At 68.4% G+C, this 17096-nt stretch carries 13 protein-coding genes; 8 read left to right on the top strand and 5 right to left on the bottom strand.

Translation table 11 applies throughout. The features are described 5' to 3' along the window. Window positions 1-8 precede the first annotated feature (8 nt). Complete coding sequence (locus V9K91_RS07200; RefSeq protein ID WP_095363488.1) at window positions 9-3848, top strand: YhdP family protein; 3840 nt, start codon at window positions 9-11, stop codon at window positions 3846-3848. A gap of 71 nt (window positions 3849-3919) precedes the next feature. Continuing rightward, entirely contained in the window at window positions 3920-5365 is a 1446-nt protein-coding gene (gene tldD / locus V9K91_RS07195) for a metalloprotease TldD (protein ID WP_093533416.1), read from the top strand. 31 nt (window positions 5366-5396) lie between these two features. Here tldD and yjgA read toward each other — a convergent pair whose 3' ends face one another. After that, the gene (yjgA, locus tag V9K91_RS07190; RefSeq protein ID WP_093533415.1) at window positions 5397-5990 is read right to left on the bottom strand and encodes a ribosome biogenesis factor YjgA; all 594 of its coding nucleotides are present in this window, start codon (window positions 5988-5990) and stop codon (window positions 5397-5399) included. A gap of 68 nt (window positions 5991-6058) precedes the next feature. Here yjgA and pmbA point away from each other — a divergent pair, with 68 nt between their 5' ends. Together pmbA and V9K91_RS07180 are read left to right on the top strand one after the other, a co-directional pair. Next, a complete protein-coding gene (gene pmbA / locus V9K91_RS07185) occupies window positions 6059-7426 on the top strand; it encodes a metalloprotease PmbA (protein WP_095363487.1) in 1368 nt (455 codons plus the stop codon). A gap of 88 nt (window positions 7427-7514) precedes the next feature. Then, complete coding sequence (locus tag V9K91_RS07180; RefSeq protein ID WP_068853536.1) at window positions 7515-7898, top strand: DUF4870 domain-containing protein; 384 nt, start codon at window positions 7515-7517, stop codon at window positions 7896-7898. 308 nt (window positions 7899-8206) lie between these two features. On the opposite strand, the gene V9K91_RS07175 is transcribed toward V9K91_RS07180, so the two are convergent. From V9K91_RS07175 to V9K91_RS07160, 4 genes are all read right to left on the bottom strand, one after another. Further along, entirely contained in the window at window positions 8207-9085 is an 879-nt protein-coding gene (locus V9K91_RS07175; RefSeq protein WP_306987883.1) for a farnesyl diphosphate synthase, read from the bottom strand. After that, a complete protein-coding gene (locus V9K91_RS07170) occupies window positions 9075-9335 on the bottom strand; it encodes an exodeoxyribonuclease VII small subunit (protein ID WP_068853531.1) in 261 nt (86 codons plus the stop codon). Before V9K91_RS07170 ends, V9K91_RS07175 begins: the two co-directional genes overlap by 11 nt. Before the next feature lie 36 nt (window positions 9336-9371). After that, window positions 9372-10658: a tRNA lysidine(34) synthetase TilS gene (gene tilS, locus V9K91_RS07165; RefSeq protein WP_336443334.1), complete on the bottom strand. Its 1287-nt coding sequence runs from the start codon at window positions 10656-10658 to the stop codon at window positions 9372-9374. 99 nt (window positions 10659-10757) lie between these two features. Beyond that, window positions 10758-12470, bottom strand: coding sequence for an alkaline phosphatase (locus tag V9K91_RS07160; protein WP_336443240.1), 1713 nt, complete (start codon window positions 12468-12470; stop codon window positions 10758-10760). A 150-nt stretch (window positions 12471-12620) separates the two neighbouring features. Here V9K91_RS07160 and V9K91_RS07155 point away from each other — a divergent pair, with 150 nt between their 5' ends. The 4 genes from V9K91_RS07155 to V9K91_RS07140 all read left to right on the top strand — a co-directional run bounded on the left by V9K91_RS07155 (window position 12621) and on the right by V9K91_RS07140 (window position 17011). Beyond that, entirely contained in the window at window positions 12621-13961 is a 1341-nt protein-coding gene (locus tag V9K91_RS07155; protein WP_095363484.1) for a dicarboxylate/amino acid:cation symporter, read from the top strand. A 345-nt stretch (window positions 13962-14306) separates the two neighbouring features. Next, a complete protein-coding gene (locus V9K91_RS07150; protein WP_307107827.1) occupies window positions 14307-14792 on the top strand; it encodes a hypothetical protein in 486 nt (161 codons plus the stop codon). After that, window positions 14789-15427, top strand: coding sequence for a hypothetical protein (locus V9K91_RS07145; protein WP_083214189.1), 639 nt, complete (start codon window positions 14789-14791; stop codon window positions 15425-15427). The genes V9K91_RS07150 and V9K91_RS07145 overlap by 4 nt, the downstream gene beginning before the upstream one ends. Window positions 15428-15469: 42 nt before the next feature. Next, window positions 15470-17011, top strand: a complete 1542-nt coding sequence (locus tag V9K91_RS07140; RefSeq protein WP_217537149.1) for an adhesin — start codon at window positions 15470-15472, stop codon at window positions 17009-17011. Window positions 17012-17096 lie beyond the last annotated feature (85 nt).

Genomic DNA, 17096 nt, shown 5'->3' with positions numbered 1-17096 from the left:
GGGACCCGATGAGCGCGCCGCTGCGCCTGCGACTGCGAAGGATTCGCCGCCATGCTGTCTATGCCATGGCGATCGTACTGGTCTGTGTGGCGGTGCTGGTGGGCAGCCTCAGCCAGGTGCTGCCGCTGGCCGAACGGCACCCGGACAAGGTGGCCGGGTGGTTGAGTGCGCGTGCCGGCCAGCCGGTGCGTTTCGACCAGCTGCAGACGCGCTGGACCCGGCGCGGCCCGGTGCTGGCGTTGAAGGGCCTGCGCATCGGTGAAGGCGAGGGACTGCGCATCGGCGAGGCTGAAGTGCAGGTCTCGATGTATTCGGGGCTGCTGCCCGGCCGTTCGCTGACCGAGCTGCGCCTGCGCGGCCTGGCGCTGGTGCTGCAGCGTGCGCCCGATGGCCGCTGGTCGGTGCAGGGGCTGCCGCAACCCAAGGCCGGCGGCGATCCGCTGGATACCCTGCGCCGGCTGGGCGAACTGCAGGTCATCGGCGGCCGGCTGCGGGTGGATGCGCCGTCGTTGAACGTACAGACCGAACTGCCGCGCATCGACCTGCGGCTGCGGGTGAACGGGCAGCGGCTGGCGGTGGGCGCGCGCGCGTGGGCCGATCTCAAGGGCGCCCCGCTGACGGCCGTGGTGGATTTCGACCGTGCCCACGGCAACGGGCAGGCCTGGCTGGCCGCCGACCCGGCCGACTTCCGTGCGTGGTCGTCGCTGCTGCAGTTCGGCGGCGTGGCCCTGCAGCAGGGTACCGGCACGTTGAATGCCTGGGTGGACCTGCGCGACCGCCGTCCGGTGATGATCACCACCGATGCCGACCTGGCTGGCGTACAGCTGCGCGGTGCGCGCCTGGCCGATGGCGGGCGCCCGCAACTGAAGCTCGATACCTTGCAGCTTCGCGCGCGCTGGCGTTGGGTGCAGGGCGGCTGGCGTGCCGATGCACCGCGCCTGCGGATCGGCCTGGAAGGACGCACCGAAACGCTGGATGGGCTGTTGGTGGCAGGCGGCCAGCACATGGCGCTGGCCGGCGACAACATCGATGCCACCGCGCTGCTGCGCGGGCTGGCGTTGACCGATCGGATCGATGCCGGGCTGCGCCGTTGGCTGCACGACGCCGCGCCGAAGGTGCGCATGAGCCGCGTGCGGTTCGCCGGCGAGCGCGACGGGCCGCTGGGTTTTGAAGGCGAGCTGGAAGAGATCCAGTTCGCCGCCGCCGGCCACGCACCCGGCCTGGGTGGGGTGGGTGGCCATTTCGAAGGTGATGCCAACGGCTTCCGGCTCGACCTTCAGCCGACCCGGGTGATGCATTTCGACTGGCCCACCGGGTTCGGCGTGCGCCATGACGTGCGCCTGGCCGGCAGCATGGTGGGTTGGCGCGATGAAGGCGGCGGCTGGCGCATCGGCACCCCGGCACTGCGCGTGCAGGGCACCGATTACGCCGCCGACGTGCGCGGCACGATGTGGTTCCAGGGCAATGGCACGCGCCCGTGGATGCAGCTGGCGGCCAAGCTCGACGACGTGCCGATGACCGCGGCCAAGCGCTTCTGGATCCATTCCAAGATGAGCAAAGCGGCCACCGATTGGCTGGATGCGGCGCTGGTGGGGGGCCATATCCGCGGGGGTATCGGCCTGGTGACCGGCGACCTGGAAGACTGGCCGTTCAAGGACCACAACGGGCGCTTCGAGGCGACCGGCCGCATCGACAACGGCAACATCCGCTTCCAGCGTGACTGGCCGACCATGGACAAGGTCGAAGGCGATATCGCCTTCATCGGTCCGGGCTTCGAGCTGCACGGCCGTGGCGACCTGGCCGGCGTGGCGGTGGACAACTTCGATGCGGGCATCGCCGATTTCGGCGCCTCCCAGCTGTACGTCAAGGCGGCCAGCCGCAGCGACGCCGGCGCGCTGCTGGCGATGCTCAAGCAGAGCCCGCTGCACAGGACCTATGCCGATTCGCTGGACAACCTGGCGGCCAAGGGCCCGGCGGCGGTGACCTTCGACCTGCTGCAGCCGCTGCACCACGCCGAGGGCGGCGGGCACCTGCAGGGCACGGTGGATCTGGACGGCGCCACGCTGTCGGACAAACGCTTCGACCTGACCTTCGAGGCGATGCGCGGCCAGGCCAGGTACAGCCAGGACGGGTTCGGTGCAGAGGCACTGGCCGTGCGCCACCTGGGCCAGGACGGCCAGCTCAGCCTGCGCGCCGGCGGTTATGCGCGTGACCCGCAGCATGCGTTCGAAGCCGAGCTGGCCGCGCGGTTGGATGCCGGTCAGCTGTTGGACCGTGCGCCCGAGCTGGGCTGGCTCAAGCCTTACATCGAGGGGACGTCGCGCTGGACGATCGGGGTGACGCTGCCCAAGCTGGCGCCGGGCGGCAAGACCGCGCCGCCGACCCTGCTCACCCTGCACTCGGACCTGGTCGGCACCCGGCTGGACCTGCCGGCACCGCTGGACAAGCCAGCCGAGGTGCCCCTGGCCACCGCCGTGAAGGCGCAGCTGCCGATGGGCGCCGGTCGGGTGGACGTTGCCTTCGGCGAACGCCTGGCCCTGGCCGCGCGCACCCACGACAACAAGACGGGCGTGCAGGTCACGCTGGGCAGCGCCACCGTTGACCGCGACCCGCCCGCCAGCGGGCTGGTGGTCAACGGCCGCAGCGGCTCGCTGGATGCCCTGGACTGGATCGCGCTGGCGCGTTCGCCGGGCGGGACGCCCGGTGCGGACCCGATGCCGCTGCGCCAGGTGGACGTGCAGGTCGGGCAGCTGCTGCTGGCTGGCGGCGTGTTCGCGCAGACGCGCCTGCAGCTGCGTCCGACTCCCACCGGCGTGGACGTGCGCCTGGACGGCCCGTCGCTGTCGGGCGACCTGAGCGTGCCCAACGCCGATGGCGCGGCCATCGTCGGCAAGCTGGACCGGGTGCACTGGCAGTCGCTGCCCACCCCCGTGAAAGCCCCGGCCGATGGCGCGCCGATCATCCTGCCGGCCGACGCCAGCTTGCCGGCGCGGGTCCAAGCCAGCGCCAACGACACCAACCCGGCAAAGATTCCGCCGCTGTCGCTGGACATCAACGACCTGCAGTTCGGCAAGGCGCGGCTGGGCCAGGCCGTGCTGCGCACGCGTCCGTTCGGCAACGGGCTGAGCGTGGACCAGCTGCAGTTCCGCGCGCCCAAGCAGGCGATCGACATCCAGGGCCGCTGGCTGGGCATGGGTGAGGCCGCGCGTACCCAGTTCCAGGTCAAGGTCGACAGTGAGGACCTGGGTGGGCTGATGCAGAACCTGGACTACGGCGGCCAGTTGCGCGGCGGGCAGGGCCAGATCAGCCTGGATGCCGGCTGGCAGGGCGGTCCATCGGACTTCCAGCTGGGCGCATTGCAGGGCCAGATGCAGGTGCACGCACGCAACGGCCAGCTGCTGGAGCTCGAGCCGGGCGCCGGCCGCGTGCTGGGCCTGCTCAGCGTGACCCAGCTGCCGCGCCGGTTGATGTTCGATTTCCGCGATTTCTTTTCCAAGGGCTTCGCCTTCAACCAGGTGGAGGGCACGCTGGCGTTCGCCGACGGCATGGCCACCACCGACAAGGTGCTGATCGAAGGCCCGGCCGCCAACATCAGCATCCGCGGCCGCACCGACCTGCGCCGCCAGCAGTTCGACCAGACCATCGACGTCAATCCGCGCGCCGGCAACCTGCTCACCGTGGTTGGCGCCGTCGCCGGGGGTCCGGTTGGCGCGGCGGTGGGCGCGGCCGCCAATGCGGTGCTGTCCAAACCGCTGGGCGAGATCGGTGCCAAGACCTACCGCGTGACCGGCCCCTGGGCCGAACCCAAGGTCGAAGTGATCGACCGCGACGACGCGCCGCCACGTTGATCCCGGCCGTTACCCCCCACAATGTCCCGCGCACGGCTTGCGATATCGGCCCGCGCCCACAGATCAAGACCATGACCGACAACGCACTCACCCTTGCCCAAGACCGCCTGCTGCTGCCCGCCGGGCTGGATGCCGGTGGCCTGGAACGCACCTTTGGCACCCTGCTGGGGCCGGGTATCGATTTTGGCGATCTTTACTTCCAGCACGCCCGCCGCGAAAGCTGGAGCGTGGAAGATGGCATCGTGAAAGACGGCGCCCATTCGATCGAACAGGGCGTGGGCGTGCGCGCCATTGCCGGCGAGAAGACCGGGTTTGCCTATTCCGACGACATCCATGGCGATGCGCTGCTGGGCGCGGCGCGCTCGGCGCGCGCGATCTCCCGCGAGGGCGGGGCGCAGCCGGCGCGGTCGCTGGTGCGCGGCAATGCACGCGCGCTGTACCCCGCACTGGACCCGATCGATGGCATGGGCAACGAAGCCAAGGTGGAGGTGCTCAAGCGCCTGGACCGTTTCCTGCGTGCGGCCGACCCGCGCGTGCAGCAGGTGATGGTGAGCCTGTCCGGTGGCGTGGATACCATCCTGATCGCGCGTAGCGACGGCGTGCTGGCCGGCGACATCCGCCCGTTGGTGCGGCTGAACGTGCAGGTGATCGTGGAGCAGCACGGTCGCCGTGAATCGGGCTATTCCGGCGGTGGCGGGCGCTACAGCTACGAGGAACTGTTCGCTGACGGGCGCCCGGAAGCCTTCGCCCGCGAAGCGCTGCGCCAGGCGCTGGTCAACCTGGAAGCCATTCCGGCCCCGGCCGGGGTGATGACCGTGGTGCTCGGCCCGGGCTGGCCCGGCGTGCTGCTGCACGAGGCGGTCGGCCATGGCCTGGAAGGTGATTTCAACCGTAAGGGCACCAGCGTGTACGCCGGCCGTATTGGCGAGCGCGTGGCCGCCCCGGGCGTGACCATCGTCGACGACGGCACCCTGGACGGTCGCCGCGGGTCGCTCAACATTGATGACGAAGGCCACCCGACCCAATGCACCACGCTGATCGAGGACGGCATCCTGGTCGGCTACATGCAGGATTCGCTCAATGCACGCCTGATGGGCGTGGCCCCGACCGGCAACGGCCGCCGCGAATCGTTCGCGCACATGACCATGCCGCGCATGACGAACACTTACATGCGTGCCGGCCAGCATGACCCGGAAGAAATGATCCGTTCGGTCAAGCGTGGCCTGTATGCGGTGAACTTCGGTGGCGGCCAGGTCGACATCACCAGCGGCAAGTACGTCTTCTCGGCCACCGAGGCCTACCTGATCGAAGATGGCAAGGTAACCGCGCCGGTGAAGGGCGCGACCCTTATCGGCAACGGCCCGGAAACCATGCAGAAGGTGCGCATGATCGGCAACGACCTGGCCCTGGACGAGGGCGTGGGCGTGTGCGGCAAGGATGGCCAGAGCGTGCCGGTGGGCGTGGGCCAGCCGTCGCTGTTGATCGACGGCATCACCGTGGGCGGCACCCAGGCCTGATCGCCGGATGCGCCCGTCCTGCCAGCCCGGCTCAGTCTTCGGCGCTGTCGGCGTCGCCGATGTCGTCGTCGTCGGTGTCGGCCGCCGTCGCTTCCAGGCCCAGCGCGGCCGGCAGCAGCAGGTTGCGCAGCACCTGGTAGATTTCACGGAAGGCACGCGGCGGCTTGTTCTTGGCGCGCTCGGCTTGGGCATTGCGCACCAGCGTGCGCAGCTGCTGGCGGTCGGCCTGCGGGTACTCGGCCAGCAGCGCGCTCAGCGCGGTGTCGCCGTCCTTGAGCAGGCGCTCGCGCCAGTCTTCGGCGCGGTGCAACGCGGCCACTTCGCGGCGCGAGGTATCGCTGTTGGCGTCCAGCGCATCGCGGATCGCGTCCAGGGTGGCATCGTCCTCGCGGCGCATATGCTTGGCCAGGAACGCCAGCTGGCGCTTGTGGGCGATATGGGCGGTGATCCGCTTGGCCTCGGCGATGTGCGGCAGCAGGTCTTCCGGCACCGGCACGCGGGCCAGCTGGGCCGGGGTCAGCGACACCAGCTTCTCGCCCAGGGCCAGCACGTCCAGCGCGTCGCGCCGGTTCTGGCTGCGGCTGATATCAAGGAATTCACCGGTTTCTTCGTCGCGTCCGCGCATCGTCTTCTTTCCACATCCAGAACTGTGCCCGGCGTTGCGCCAGGCACTCACCCGTACAGGATAAAGCATTGAACGTGATCTCCCCTGAAGCCCATTCCGCCGACGACAGCCTGCCGAGGCTGGAACAGCTGGCCGATATCTCCCAGCAGCTGCTGGCCCGGGCCCGGGCGCTGGGCGCCACCCAGGCCGAAGTCAGCTGCAGCGAGGAGCGCGGGCTGGATGTGAACGTGCGCCTGGGCGAGGTCGAAACGGTGGAATCCACCCGCGATCGTGGAATCGCGGTCACGGTCTACTTCGGCCAGCGCAAGGGCAGCGCCAGCACCGCCGACCTGCAGCCGGCCAGCCTGGAATCGACGGTGGCCCAGGCCTGCGCGATCGCCCGGCATACCGAGGACGACGAGGCCGCCGGCCTGGCCGACCCGGAACTGATGGCACGCGAGTTCCCGGACCTGGACAGCTGGCACCCGTGGGCGCTGCAGGCCGACCAGGCGGTGGATCTGGCGCTGGCCTGCGAAGCGGCCGGGCGCGAGGCCGACCCGCGGATCAGCAACTCCGACGGCGCATCGGCGTCCACCGCCACCAGCCTGTCGGTCTATGCGAACTCCCATGGGTTCATCGGCCGTGACCGCAGCAGCCATCATTCGGTGGGCTGTGCGCTGATCGCAGGGCAGGGTGACGGCATGCAGCGCGACGGCTGGTACAGCAGCGCGCTGGCCCGCGAAGACCTGGAAGATGCGGCGTCGATCGGTCGCCGCGCCGCCGAGCGCACCCTGGCCCGGCTCAACCCGCGTTCGATGGCTACCGCGCAGATGCCGGTGCTGTATTCGCCGGAAGTGGCGCGGTCGCTGATCGGCCACCTGCTGGGTGCGGTGTCCGGCGGGGCGCTGTACCGCCGTGCCAGCTTCCTGCTCGACAGCGTGGGCACGCAGCTGTTCCCGGACTGGTTCGCGATCGAGGAGCGGCCGCTGCTGCGCCGTGGCCTGCGTTCGACCGCGTTCGATGGTGATGGCGTGGCCACCCGCGATTCGTCGCTGATCGAAGGCGGGGTGCTGCAGCGCTATGTGCTGGGCAGCTATTCGGCACGCAAACTGGGCCTGGTGACCACGGGCAACGCCGGCGGCGTGCACAACCTGCGGGTGCAATCCAACGCGGGCGATCTGGCCTCGCTGGCACGTCAGATGGGCAACGGCCTGCTGGTGACCGAGCTGATGGGGCAGGGCGTCAACGGCGTCACCGGCGACTACTCGCGCGGTGCCGGTGGCTTCCGGGTGGAGAATGGCGAAATCCAGTACCCGGTCGACGGGATCACCATCGCGGGCAACCTCAAGGAGATGTTCGCGGCGATCGAGGCGGTGGGCAGCGACATCGACCGCCGCTCGCACGTACACGTCGGCTCGATCCTGGTCGGGCGGATGACCGTTGCCGGTAACGATTGACGGCATCGATTGACGTATCCTGTGCCCGCTGCCTCGGCAGGCGGGGAGCCTGCCATGCACCACCCATACACTGGACAAGGAGTTTCACGTGAGCGAATTCGACAACATCACCGCCCCGCCGCCGCCGCCGACCAGCGCCGGCCCGGTTCCCAGCGACCAGCGCACCATGGCGCTTGCCGCGCACCTGCTGGGCATCTTCACCTGGTTCATCGGCCCGTTGATCATCTGGCTGATCAGCAAGGACGACGCCAGCAAGGGGTTCGTCACCGACCAGGCCAAGGAAGCGCTGAACTTCCAGATCACCATCGCCCTGGCGATGATCATCTGCTTCATCCTGATGATCGTGATCATCGGCGGCCTGCTGGCGCCGCTGGTGGGCATCCTCAACCTCGTGTTCTGCATCATCGCGGCGGTGAAGGCGAACAACGGCGAGGCTTACCGTTATCCGTTCACCCTGCGCCTGATCAAATAATTCCTGTTTTCCGGGAATGCAGAAACGCCCGGCATTGCCGGGCGTTTTTTGTTTGGAGCAAGAGCGAAAGCAAAAGCCGTCGCCTGCCCCCGACAGTGGATCGGTTGTTCAGGCAAAAGCGGTTCAATTGCATTTGATCGCCTGTGCGCACCAACCAACCGTCAGAGGGCCGGCGGGGGTGGGTTTGCGGGGGCTTTGCGAAACATGGATGTTTCGCAAGAGCCTCCACGGATGGATTCACGGCGCCCCCCGCAAACCCACACCCGCCGGCCCTGCGCAGAGACGTTCGCAGACCAGGGCTTTGGACGTTAGTGGTTGCGCTCGACCGCCAACCGCCCCAGCGCACGCAACGCATCAGCGCGTTCGTCATACCCAGAAAGACTGTCGTGCATGCGCTCACTCAGCGCGGCCAACTCCGCCTTCGCACCGTCCATTCCCAACAACGCCGGGAACGTGGACTTGGCCTGCGCCTGGTCCTTGCCCGCCGTCTTGCCGAGCTGTTCGGAACTGGCTTCCACGTCCAGGATGTCATCGCGCACCTGGAAGGCCAGGCCGAGGGCGTTGGCGAAATCGTCCAGCTGCAGCAGGTCCGCGTGCGGTGCATCGCCACACAGCGCGCCCATGCGGACCGCCGCGCGGATCAGCGCGCCGGTCTTCAATGCATGCATGTGCTGCAGGTCGGCCAGCGGCTGCGCGTGGCCCGTTGCATCGATATCCAACGCCTGGCCGCCGCACATGCCGGCCGCACCCGAGGCGTGGGTCAACGCCTGCAGGCAGTGCACCCGCAGCAGTGCCGGCAACGCCGCATCGGCCAGCAGCCCGAACGCGCGCGTCTGCAGCGCATCGCCGGCCAGGATCGCCGTGGCCTCGTCGAAGGCGATGTGCGTGGTCGGGCGGCCGCGACGCAGGGCGTCGTCGTCCATCGCCGGCAGATCGTCGTGCACCAGCGAATAGGCGTGGATCAGCTCCACCGCCATCGCCGGTGCGTCCAGCGCGTGTTCGTCGGCACCGAAGATCTGCCCGCTGGCGTACACCAGCAGCGGACGCATGCGCTTGCCGCCACCGAGCACTGCATAGCGCATCGCCTGGTGCAGGCGCTTGGGCGCCTGTTCCGGCGAGGGCAGGCTGGCGTCGAGCTGGCTTTCAATGCGGTCGCGCCAACGCGCGAACGTGGACTCAACCGTCATGGCTGGGCGGGTCGAACGGCTCGGCAGTTTCCGGACGGGCCGGGTCGCTGAGCAGGCGCACGCGCAGCTCGGCCTGCTCCAGCGCCTGCTGGCACTGGCGGTACAGGCCCACGCCGCGCTCGTAGGCGCTCAGCGACTGCTCCAGGCTCATGTCGCCGGTTTCCATCTTCTCCACCAGCTGCTCCAGTTCTTCCAGCGAATGCTCGAAGTGGGCGACCGGGGAGGCGTCAGTGGGGGATTTCTTGGCCATGCGGCAAGTGTGAAGCGCCAGCCCCAAGGGGTCAATTCACGCCGCGCCCGGCGTCCAGCGCAGTCGGGCGTGCTGTTCATCCAGCCACTGCTGCAACGGTGCCGCGATCACCTGGTCGCCGGCCGCTACCAGCACCTGGTCTGCATACAGCAGCGGCACCTGGCGGCGCTGCCACGGAGGCAACCCGCTCTGTTGCAGAAGATCTTTCAGCGCGTGCGAATGACTGCGCCCGCGCAGCTGGATGCGCTCGCCGCCCCGGCGTGCGCTGACCTGCACCGGTTCACCCAACCGCTGGGCGCCGATCAGTGCCAGTTCCCCGCCATCGGGGAGTGCCAGCGGGCTGGCGCCATCCCAATGCACGCTCCAGTCCAGCGGCAGTGCCAAGGCCATCGGCAGCAGGTACAGGTGGCCGCGCCAGCGGCGGATGCGCACGCCCTGCCAGGCGAACTGCGCATCGGCATCCTGGGCAGCAGGCAGCAGTTCGCGTTCGATGGCCTGGACGCCCGCGGCCGGCAACGGCGGTTGTCCCGCGCTGCGCACCCACTGCCGCAGCAGCCGCGCGCGGCGCTCGCGCGGCTGCCGTTGCAGCTTGGCGCAGTCGAGCACGCCGGGCGACACCGTGCAGCGCCGCAACGCGTCGTGGTCGGAGGCATCGAGCAGGCGCTGCGCCTGCGCGCTCAATTCGGCGCTGCGTGCGAACGCCGCATCGGCCTGCGGCCAGCGTTGCTGCAGCAGCGGCAGCACGTGCAGGCGGAGGAAGTTGCGGTCGGCCACGTCGCTGGCATTGCTGGGGTCTTCGATCCACTCCAGCCCGTGCGTCCCGGCATGCGCCCGCAGGTCGCTGCGCGGGACCTGCAGCAGCGGCCGCCAGATCGATCCGGCGCCGAACGGCGCATGGGCCCGGATCGCCGCGAGGCCATCCACCCCGGAACCACGCAGGGCCCGCAGCAGAAAGGTTTCGGCCTGGTCATCGCGGTGATGCGCCAAAGCCAGGTGTTCGCCTTCGCGCAGGACGCGGGCGAACGCTTCGCGGCGGACGTGGCGTGCCGCGGCTTCCAGGCCCGCACCTCTGTCGCGCGGCACCGCCACGCGGATCACCTGCAGCGGAATCGACCAGGCCGCGCAGATCGCCTCGCAGTGCGCCGCCCAGTGATCTGCATCAGCCTGCAGGCCGTGGTGCACGTGCACCGCATGCAGACCGGCGGCGCGCTGCGCGGGTGACTGGGCCAGCCAGTGCAGCAGCACCGTCGAATCCAGTCCGCCACTGAAACCCACCAATACGGGTGCGGGCAGGTCGGGGGCAGGGGGCAGCGCAGTAGGCATCGAATGGGACATGTCAGGCAGAGGGCCAGTATCGGCCCTGCCGGAAGCCGACGCCATCACGCGGCTTCAACCGCGTGATGGGGCCGCAGGCACGCTGCATCAGTTGCCTGCGTCCTTGCGCTCGAACGCCTTGGGTGCGGGCAGTTCCACCGGCACGCCCTTGGCGTCGCAGGTGCCGGCCTCGCACAGGCGCTGGCGCAGGCGCGGGGTGGCCTGCACGATCATGTGGTAGATCGCATTCTGTTCCATGGTGCCGCGCACTGCCTTGCTGCCCGGTCCACGGGCCCAGATGCCGACATCTTCGCCGCCGTGGCTTTCGCTTTTCATCGGCACCAGCGCTTCCTGCATGTAATCAGGGTGCTCGGTATCCACGTGGGTCAGGTCCGGGCGGCCCTTGGCCGGGTCGAAGCTGCTTGGGTTGTGCGGGTAGGCCTTGGGGCCTGCCGGCTGCTGGTTGGTGGCGCCGGTGAAGCCGGGGCCATTGGCGTAGCTGAGGGTGGTGTAGGGCAGGCCGAGGCCGTCGCGGGCCAGGTCGAGCGCGCCGGCGCCGTCTTCGCCGCCCTTGTCCTTGACCTTGCCGAGGATTGGGTTGCCACGCGCCGGGTAGCCCACGAAGTTGAGCGTGTGCGAGTGGTCGGCGGTGACGATGATCAGCGTGTCCTGGTCGGAGGTGGCCTCTGCCGCCGCACGCACCGCGTCGGACAGCGCCACCGTATCGCTGAGCGCACGGTAAGCGTTGCCGCTGTGGTTGGCGTGGTCGATGCGCGCGCCTTCCACCATCAGCACGTAGCCTTCCTGGTGGCGCGACAGGTTGGCGATGGCCGCCTTGGTCAGTTCGGCCAGGCTGGGCTCGCCGGACGGGTCGTCCTTGCGCTCGATCTCATAGCGCATGTGGTCCGGCTCGAACAGGCCCAGGATCGCCGGGGCGTTGGCGGCGGCCTGCAGCTGCTGCGCGTTCCAGACATAGGCGCCCTGCGGGTGCGCCTGCTTCCATTCGCCGACGAGGCTGCGCCCGTCCAGGCGCAGGCCCACCTTGTCGTCGTACTCCGGGTCGGTCTCTTCCACGTTGGTGAACTGGGCACGACCGCCGCCCAGTGCCACCAGCGGACCTCGCCCGTAACGCGAGGTATCCAGCAGCTGCTGGGCGATGTCCTTGCAGCCGGCCGCCTTGGCCGCCTCCGGCAGGTCCGCGTCGTTTTCCCAGTTGCGCTCCGGCGAATGGGCGTAGGTGGCGGCCGGGGTGGCGTGGGTGAGGCGCGCGGTGGTCACCACGCCGGTGGCCATGCCGGCGCTGTCGGCGAGCTGCAGCCAGGTCAGCAGGCCCTTGCCCAGGCTGTCGGCGCAGTCGCTGCGGCTGCCGGCGCTGACCCCGATGGCGCCCATGTGGGTCTTCACGCCGGTGGTGATGGCGGTCATGGTGCCGGCCGAATCCGGGGTCTGCGAATCGGTGTTGTAGGTCTTGCTGAACGCGGTGGCCGGGAAGCGCTCCCAGGAGAGCAGGTTCTCTTCGCCCGGGTTGCCATTGCGCTGGCCCTCGAAGATGCGTGCGGCAGCCACGGTGGTCAGGCTCATGCCATCGCCCAGGAACAGGATCACGTTCTTCGCGCGGCCGTCCATCGCGCCACTGCCGGCGGCACGGGCGGCGCCGCTGCGGTACCACCACTGCGGGGTTTCACCGGCCGGGTGGGCCACTGCCGGTACATCGACCTGAACGGCGCCGGCGTTGGCGCGGGAAGCGGGGGCGGAAGCGGCGCAGGCGCCAAGCAGCAGGGTGGTGGCGAGGGCCGCCACAAGAGGCGTGAAACGGGACATGGACGCGCGTATCTCAATGGTGAAACGGGCGTTCATTATGCAGAACGCCGCAAGGCACGCCGATGACACGCTGATTTGTTTCTGTGCGCCTCGTCCGCAGGAGCGCGTTGGGCTAAGGTGAGGGGCTGTCACCCTCTCCCTGGAATGCTCATGACGCTGGTGTCTGCCTGGCTGCGGATCCCGTTCTGGCAGCGCGTACTTGGCGGCTTCGTGCTCGGCGCGCTGGCCGGCTGGCTGCTTGGCCCCGCCGCCGAAACCTGGTTCGGCCCGCTGGGCGACCTGTACGTCACGCTGATCAAGATGATCGCGGTGCCGCTGGTGTTCTTCGCGGTGATCAACGCCATTTCCTCCCTGCACGGGCAGAAATCGGTGGCCGCGCTGGGCGGGCGCACCTTCCTGTGGTTCATCATCACCGCCGCGCTGGCAGTGGGCATCGGCCTGGCCGTGGGCACCCTGATGCAGCCGGGTACCGGCAACCTCAGCCTGAGCATGGACCACGGCTACACGCCGCGCGAAGTGCCCAGCGTGGTCAAGGTGGTCATGGACGTGGTGCCGTCCAACGTGTTCTACGCGCTCACCGGCATCGGCACCAAGGTCAACGCGGCCGGCGAGACGGTGCTGGCGGCGGGGCGCGGTTCGATCCTGCCGGTGATCTTCTTCGCCGGCCTGCTCGGCTTTGCCATGGTCAAGCTGGGCGACAAGGTCGCCGAGGCGCGCAAGCTGACCGGGCAGATGAGCGACATCATGATCCAGGTCACCCGCTTCGTGCTGGAGATGACCCCGCTGGGCACCTTCGGCCTGATCGCCGGGCTGGTGGGCAGCTACGGCTTCGAAAAGCTGTTGCCGCTGGGCAGCTTCGTGCTGGCGCTGTACGTGGCCTGCGCGCTGCATATCGTGCTGGTGTACGGCAGCCTGCTGCTGGTGCACGGCCTGAACCCGCTCAAGTTCTTCCGCGGTGCCGCGCCGGGCATGCAGGTGGCGTTCGTCAGCTCGTCCAGCTTCGCGGCGATGCCGGCGGCCATGCGTTCGATCACCCACAACCTTGGCGTGAACAAGGACTACGCGTCCTTCGCGGTGCCACTGGGCGCCAGCATCAAGATGGACGGTTGCGGCGCGATCTACCCGGCGCTGTGCGCGGTGTTCATCGCGCAGTACACCGGCGTGCCGCTCACCCCCGAGCAGTACGTGGTGGTGCTGATCGCTTCGGTGCTGGGCAGCTTCGGTACTGCCGGCGTGCCCGGCACGGCGGTGGTGATGGCCACGGTGGTGCTGAGCGCAGCCAACCTGCCGCTGGAGACCATCGGCTACCTGTACGCGATCGACCGGATCCTGGACATGATGCGCACCATGACCAATGTCACCGGCCAGATGCTGGTGCCGGTGCTGGTGGCCAAGGAAACCGGGCTGCTCGACCGCGAGGTCTACGACAACCCGTCCACCAACCTGGGCGTGGACGAGGGCGAAGAGCGCACCTCTCAGCACGATCGGTAAGGTCGTCATGCAGCGGGTCGGCGATTGCCGGCCCGTCTGCGTTTGATGACTGCGCACTGTGACATCTGTATCCGGCGGTGTAACAACGCTGATACACCCACATGTGAAGTGAGCGTTATCCGCCTTCCTGACGCCTGCACGTTCGTGTTCAGGACGCGTGAACGCCACGCGGGTGTAACACCTGCGTTGCAGTGACAGCGGTCGCTGCCGGCAACATGCCCGCAAACAGGGCCTTTCGGACTTGGCACGATTGCTGCTCCATCCCTCCGCATGTATCGGGAGGTCGCAATGGACAGCGTTCGCGTACGGAGCAAGGCAACGGCGGTGACGTGGCTGCTGCTGGTGATGGTGCTGGCACCGGCAGCGGTGCAGGCCTCAGGCGCACGGCAGGGCGTGAAGCAGCAACCGGGTGAAATCGTGCTGCTGCGGGATGTATCCGCGCGGCCGGCGTATCGGCCCGCTCCCCCGGGCGTGGCCTTGATCGCCGATCCCTCGCCCAAGCGCGAAGTCGCTGGCGCATTGGGCACCTCGACCGGCATGGACGAACTGAGCGACGACGATTACGCCTCGCTGGGCTCCAACACCGGCCTCTCTGCGGGCCACCCGCAGACCACCGTGGAGCGCGTCACCACCAGCACCATCAACAGCACCCTGGGCAAGGCCACCAGCAGCGGTGTGCTGTCGGGCAGCTCGCTCGGCCGCAGCATCGGCGGGCCGATGGGCGCGGTGGGCAACGCCACCCGCGGTATCGGTGACCAGGTGCGCGGTGCGCTGGCGCAGTTCCCGCTCGGCCAGCCGGCCGGTGCGCCCGCAGGTGGGTCCGGCAAATGAAGCGCGCAACCGTGCTGCTCTCGCTGGGGCTCTCGCTGGTGCTGCCACTGCCGCTGTACGCGCAGCAGGCAGACGACTACGCCGGCATGCTGGGCTACCTCAACAACACCCGCCTGGAGGGCCGCGCGCTGAGCGGCGCCGACGGCGCCATGGTGGTCAACATGGCCGCCGGCGACCTCAACCTGCAGGCCAACCTGCTGGGTATCGCCAGCGGCGAAAACGCACAGGTCAACATCGATGCACGCCAACGCCTCGCCGGCAACCGCGTGCGCGCCGATGGCGCGCTGGATGCCAGCGCCAGCATCGGCGGCCAGGCACTGAACGGCGCCAGCGGCGTCGCCATGATCAACCAGGCCAGCGGTATCGGCAACGCGACGCTCAACGTCGTCACGGCCACGCTGGCGCAACAGGGCATACGCGAGACGAACGACGAGGCCTTGGCCGCGTCGGGGGCACTCGCGTCAGCAGGGGGGCAGGGCACCGCACGTCGCGGTGGTTCCGCCGGAACCCGCAGTGTCGCCGTGGAGGACACCGCACTGCAGGGATTCGACGGCGTTCTGCAACTCAATCAAATCGCGGGTACCGGCAACACCACCGCCAACCAGTTGGGCATTTCGGTGCAGTCCACCCCGTGAGCAGTTCCATCCACCCGATTGACCGTGAAGAGAGAGGGCACCATGAACACCATGAACAAGACGGTACTTGCGCTGGCCATCGCAGTTGCGGCTACCGCATCTGCCTCCGCACAGGACAACCAGAACGCCAGCGCGTTCATCAACCACATCCACAACGTGTGGGAAACCCGCACCAACACCAATACCAACACGAACACCAACCTCAATACCGATGTTGATACCAACATCAACACCGATATCGATACCGATGTCGACACCGACATCACCACCAGCATCGATACCGATATCGATACCAATATCGATACCAACATCCGCAATGACTGGGATTCCCGCACCCGCGTACGCAACAACAGCACCACCAACACCAGCTCCGACACCAGCACCAGGACCACGACCAAGAGCTACAGCGACACCAGCGACGTGAACCACACGCGCAATGTCTCGGTCAACGAAAACGTGCAGAAGAACAGCAACATCCAGGCCGACGAGCGCAAGGAAAAGAACAACCACGGCGTGGACGTGAACCTGGAATCGGACCTGCAGGTGGGGGCGGACGTGCAGTTCCGCGGCCGTCCGACCGTCTCGGGTGACCTGGAAGTGGACTCGGCCGCGATTGCCATCATCGACAACCGCCAGTCGATCACCGACAACGAAGGCGACAACCAGCTGCTCGAGAACAATTCCTCGATCAGCGAAAACGTGGCGCAGGACGCGTCGGGCAACCTCGGCTTCAACACCGCCGCCGGTGACAACAATGCCCAGGACAACGCCGCATCGCTGTCCGCCGCCGATGCTTCGTTCACCTTCGGCATGTCCGATGCGCAGGTGTACGTGAACCAGTACGGCGCCGGCAACACCACCACCAACGAAGGCGTGGTCAACAACTCCAGCCTCAGCGGCAACGCCTTCCGCGGCGCCACCGGCAACATCGGCGTGAACAGCGCCGCCGGCAACAACAACGAGCAGAAGAACGCCTTGGCTGCGTCGGTGTCCACCGCCCGCATGGCCACCGCGAGCATCAGCTCGAACCAGGTGTCCACCGGCAACAGCGTGTCCAACGAGGGCTACGTGAAGGCCATGCGTGACACCACCCAGGTCACCCTGCGTGGCAACGTCCGGGGCGGTACTGCAGCCATCGGCGTGGGTGGTTACGCCGGTCGCGGCAATGCCTACCAGAAGGAAAACTTCTACCCGGATACCTGGAGCGGCTCGTCGCATACCGGTGGCAACCAGACCGGGCACATCGACCTGGATGCTGACGCCCAGGGCGCCACCGACAACCCGTACAACGAAGGTGCAGGCGGTCTCGCCTTCGACACCGACGAGCGCGGCGTTCTGGCGTACGGTGAAGTGGGCTATGCCGATCTGCAGGCCAGCCTGAGCGGTACCGTGGCCACCACCCGCTGGGTCGTGGAACGTGCCGAAAACAACGCTTCGCTGTCGGGTGACTCGTTCCGCGGCGCCAGCGGCAACATCGGCGTGAACGTCGCAGCCGGCACCGGCAACCTGCAGGCCAACAGCCTGGCCCTGGCCGTGGCCCAGCCGTCCACTGGCGGCAACCCGGGCGGCGGTGGCGGCGAGTAACGCTGTCCGTTTTCGCAGGCAACACGCGTTGAGCGCAACAAACCCGGCCATCCGCCAATGGCCGGGTTCCCCGGGAGCCCCTGTT

The sequence above is a fragment of the Stenotrophomonas sp. CCNWLW57 genome, from assembly GCF_037203925.1.
In the GTDB taxonomy this organism is placed as follows: Bacteria; Pseudomonadota; Gammaproteobacteria; order Xanthomonadales; family Xanthomonadaceae; genus Stenotrophomonas; species Stenotrophomonas rhizophila_A.
Note: the sequence above shows the minus strand (reverse complement) of the source record. Positions and strands in the feature narration are given on the sequence as shown.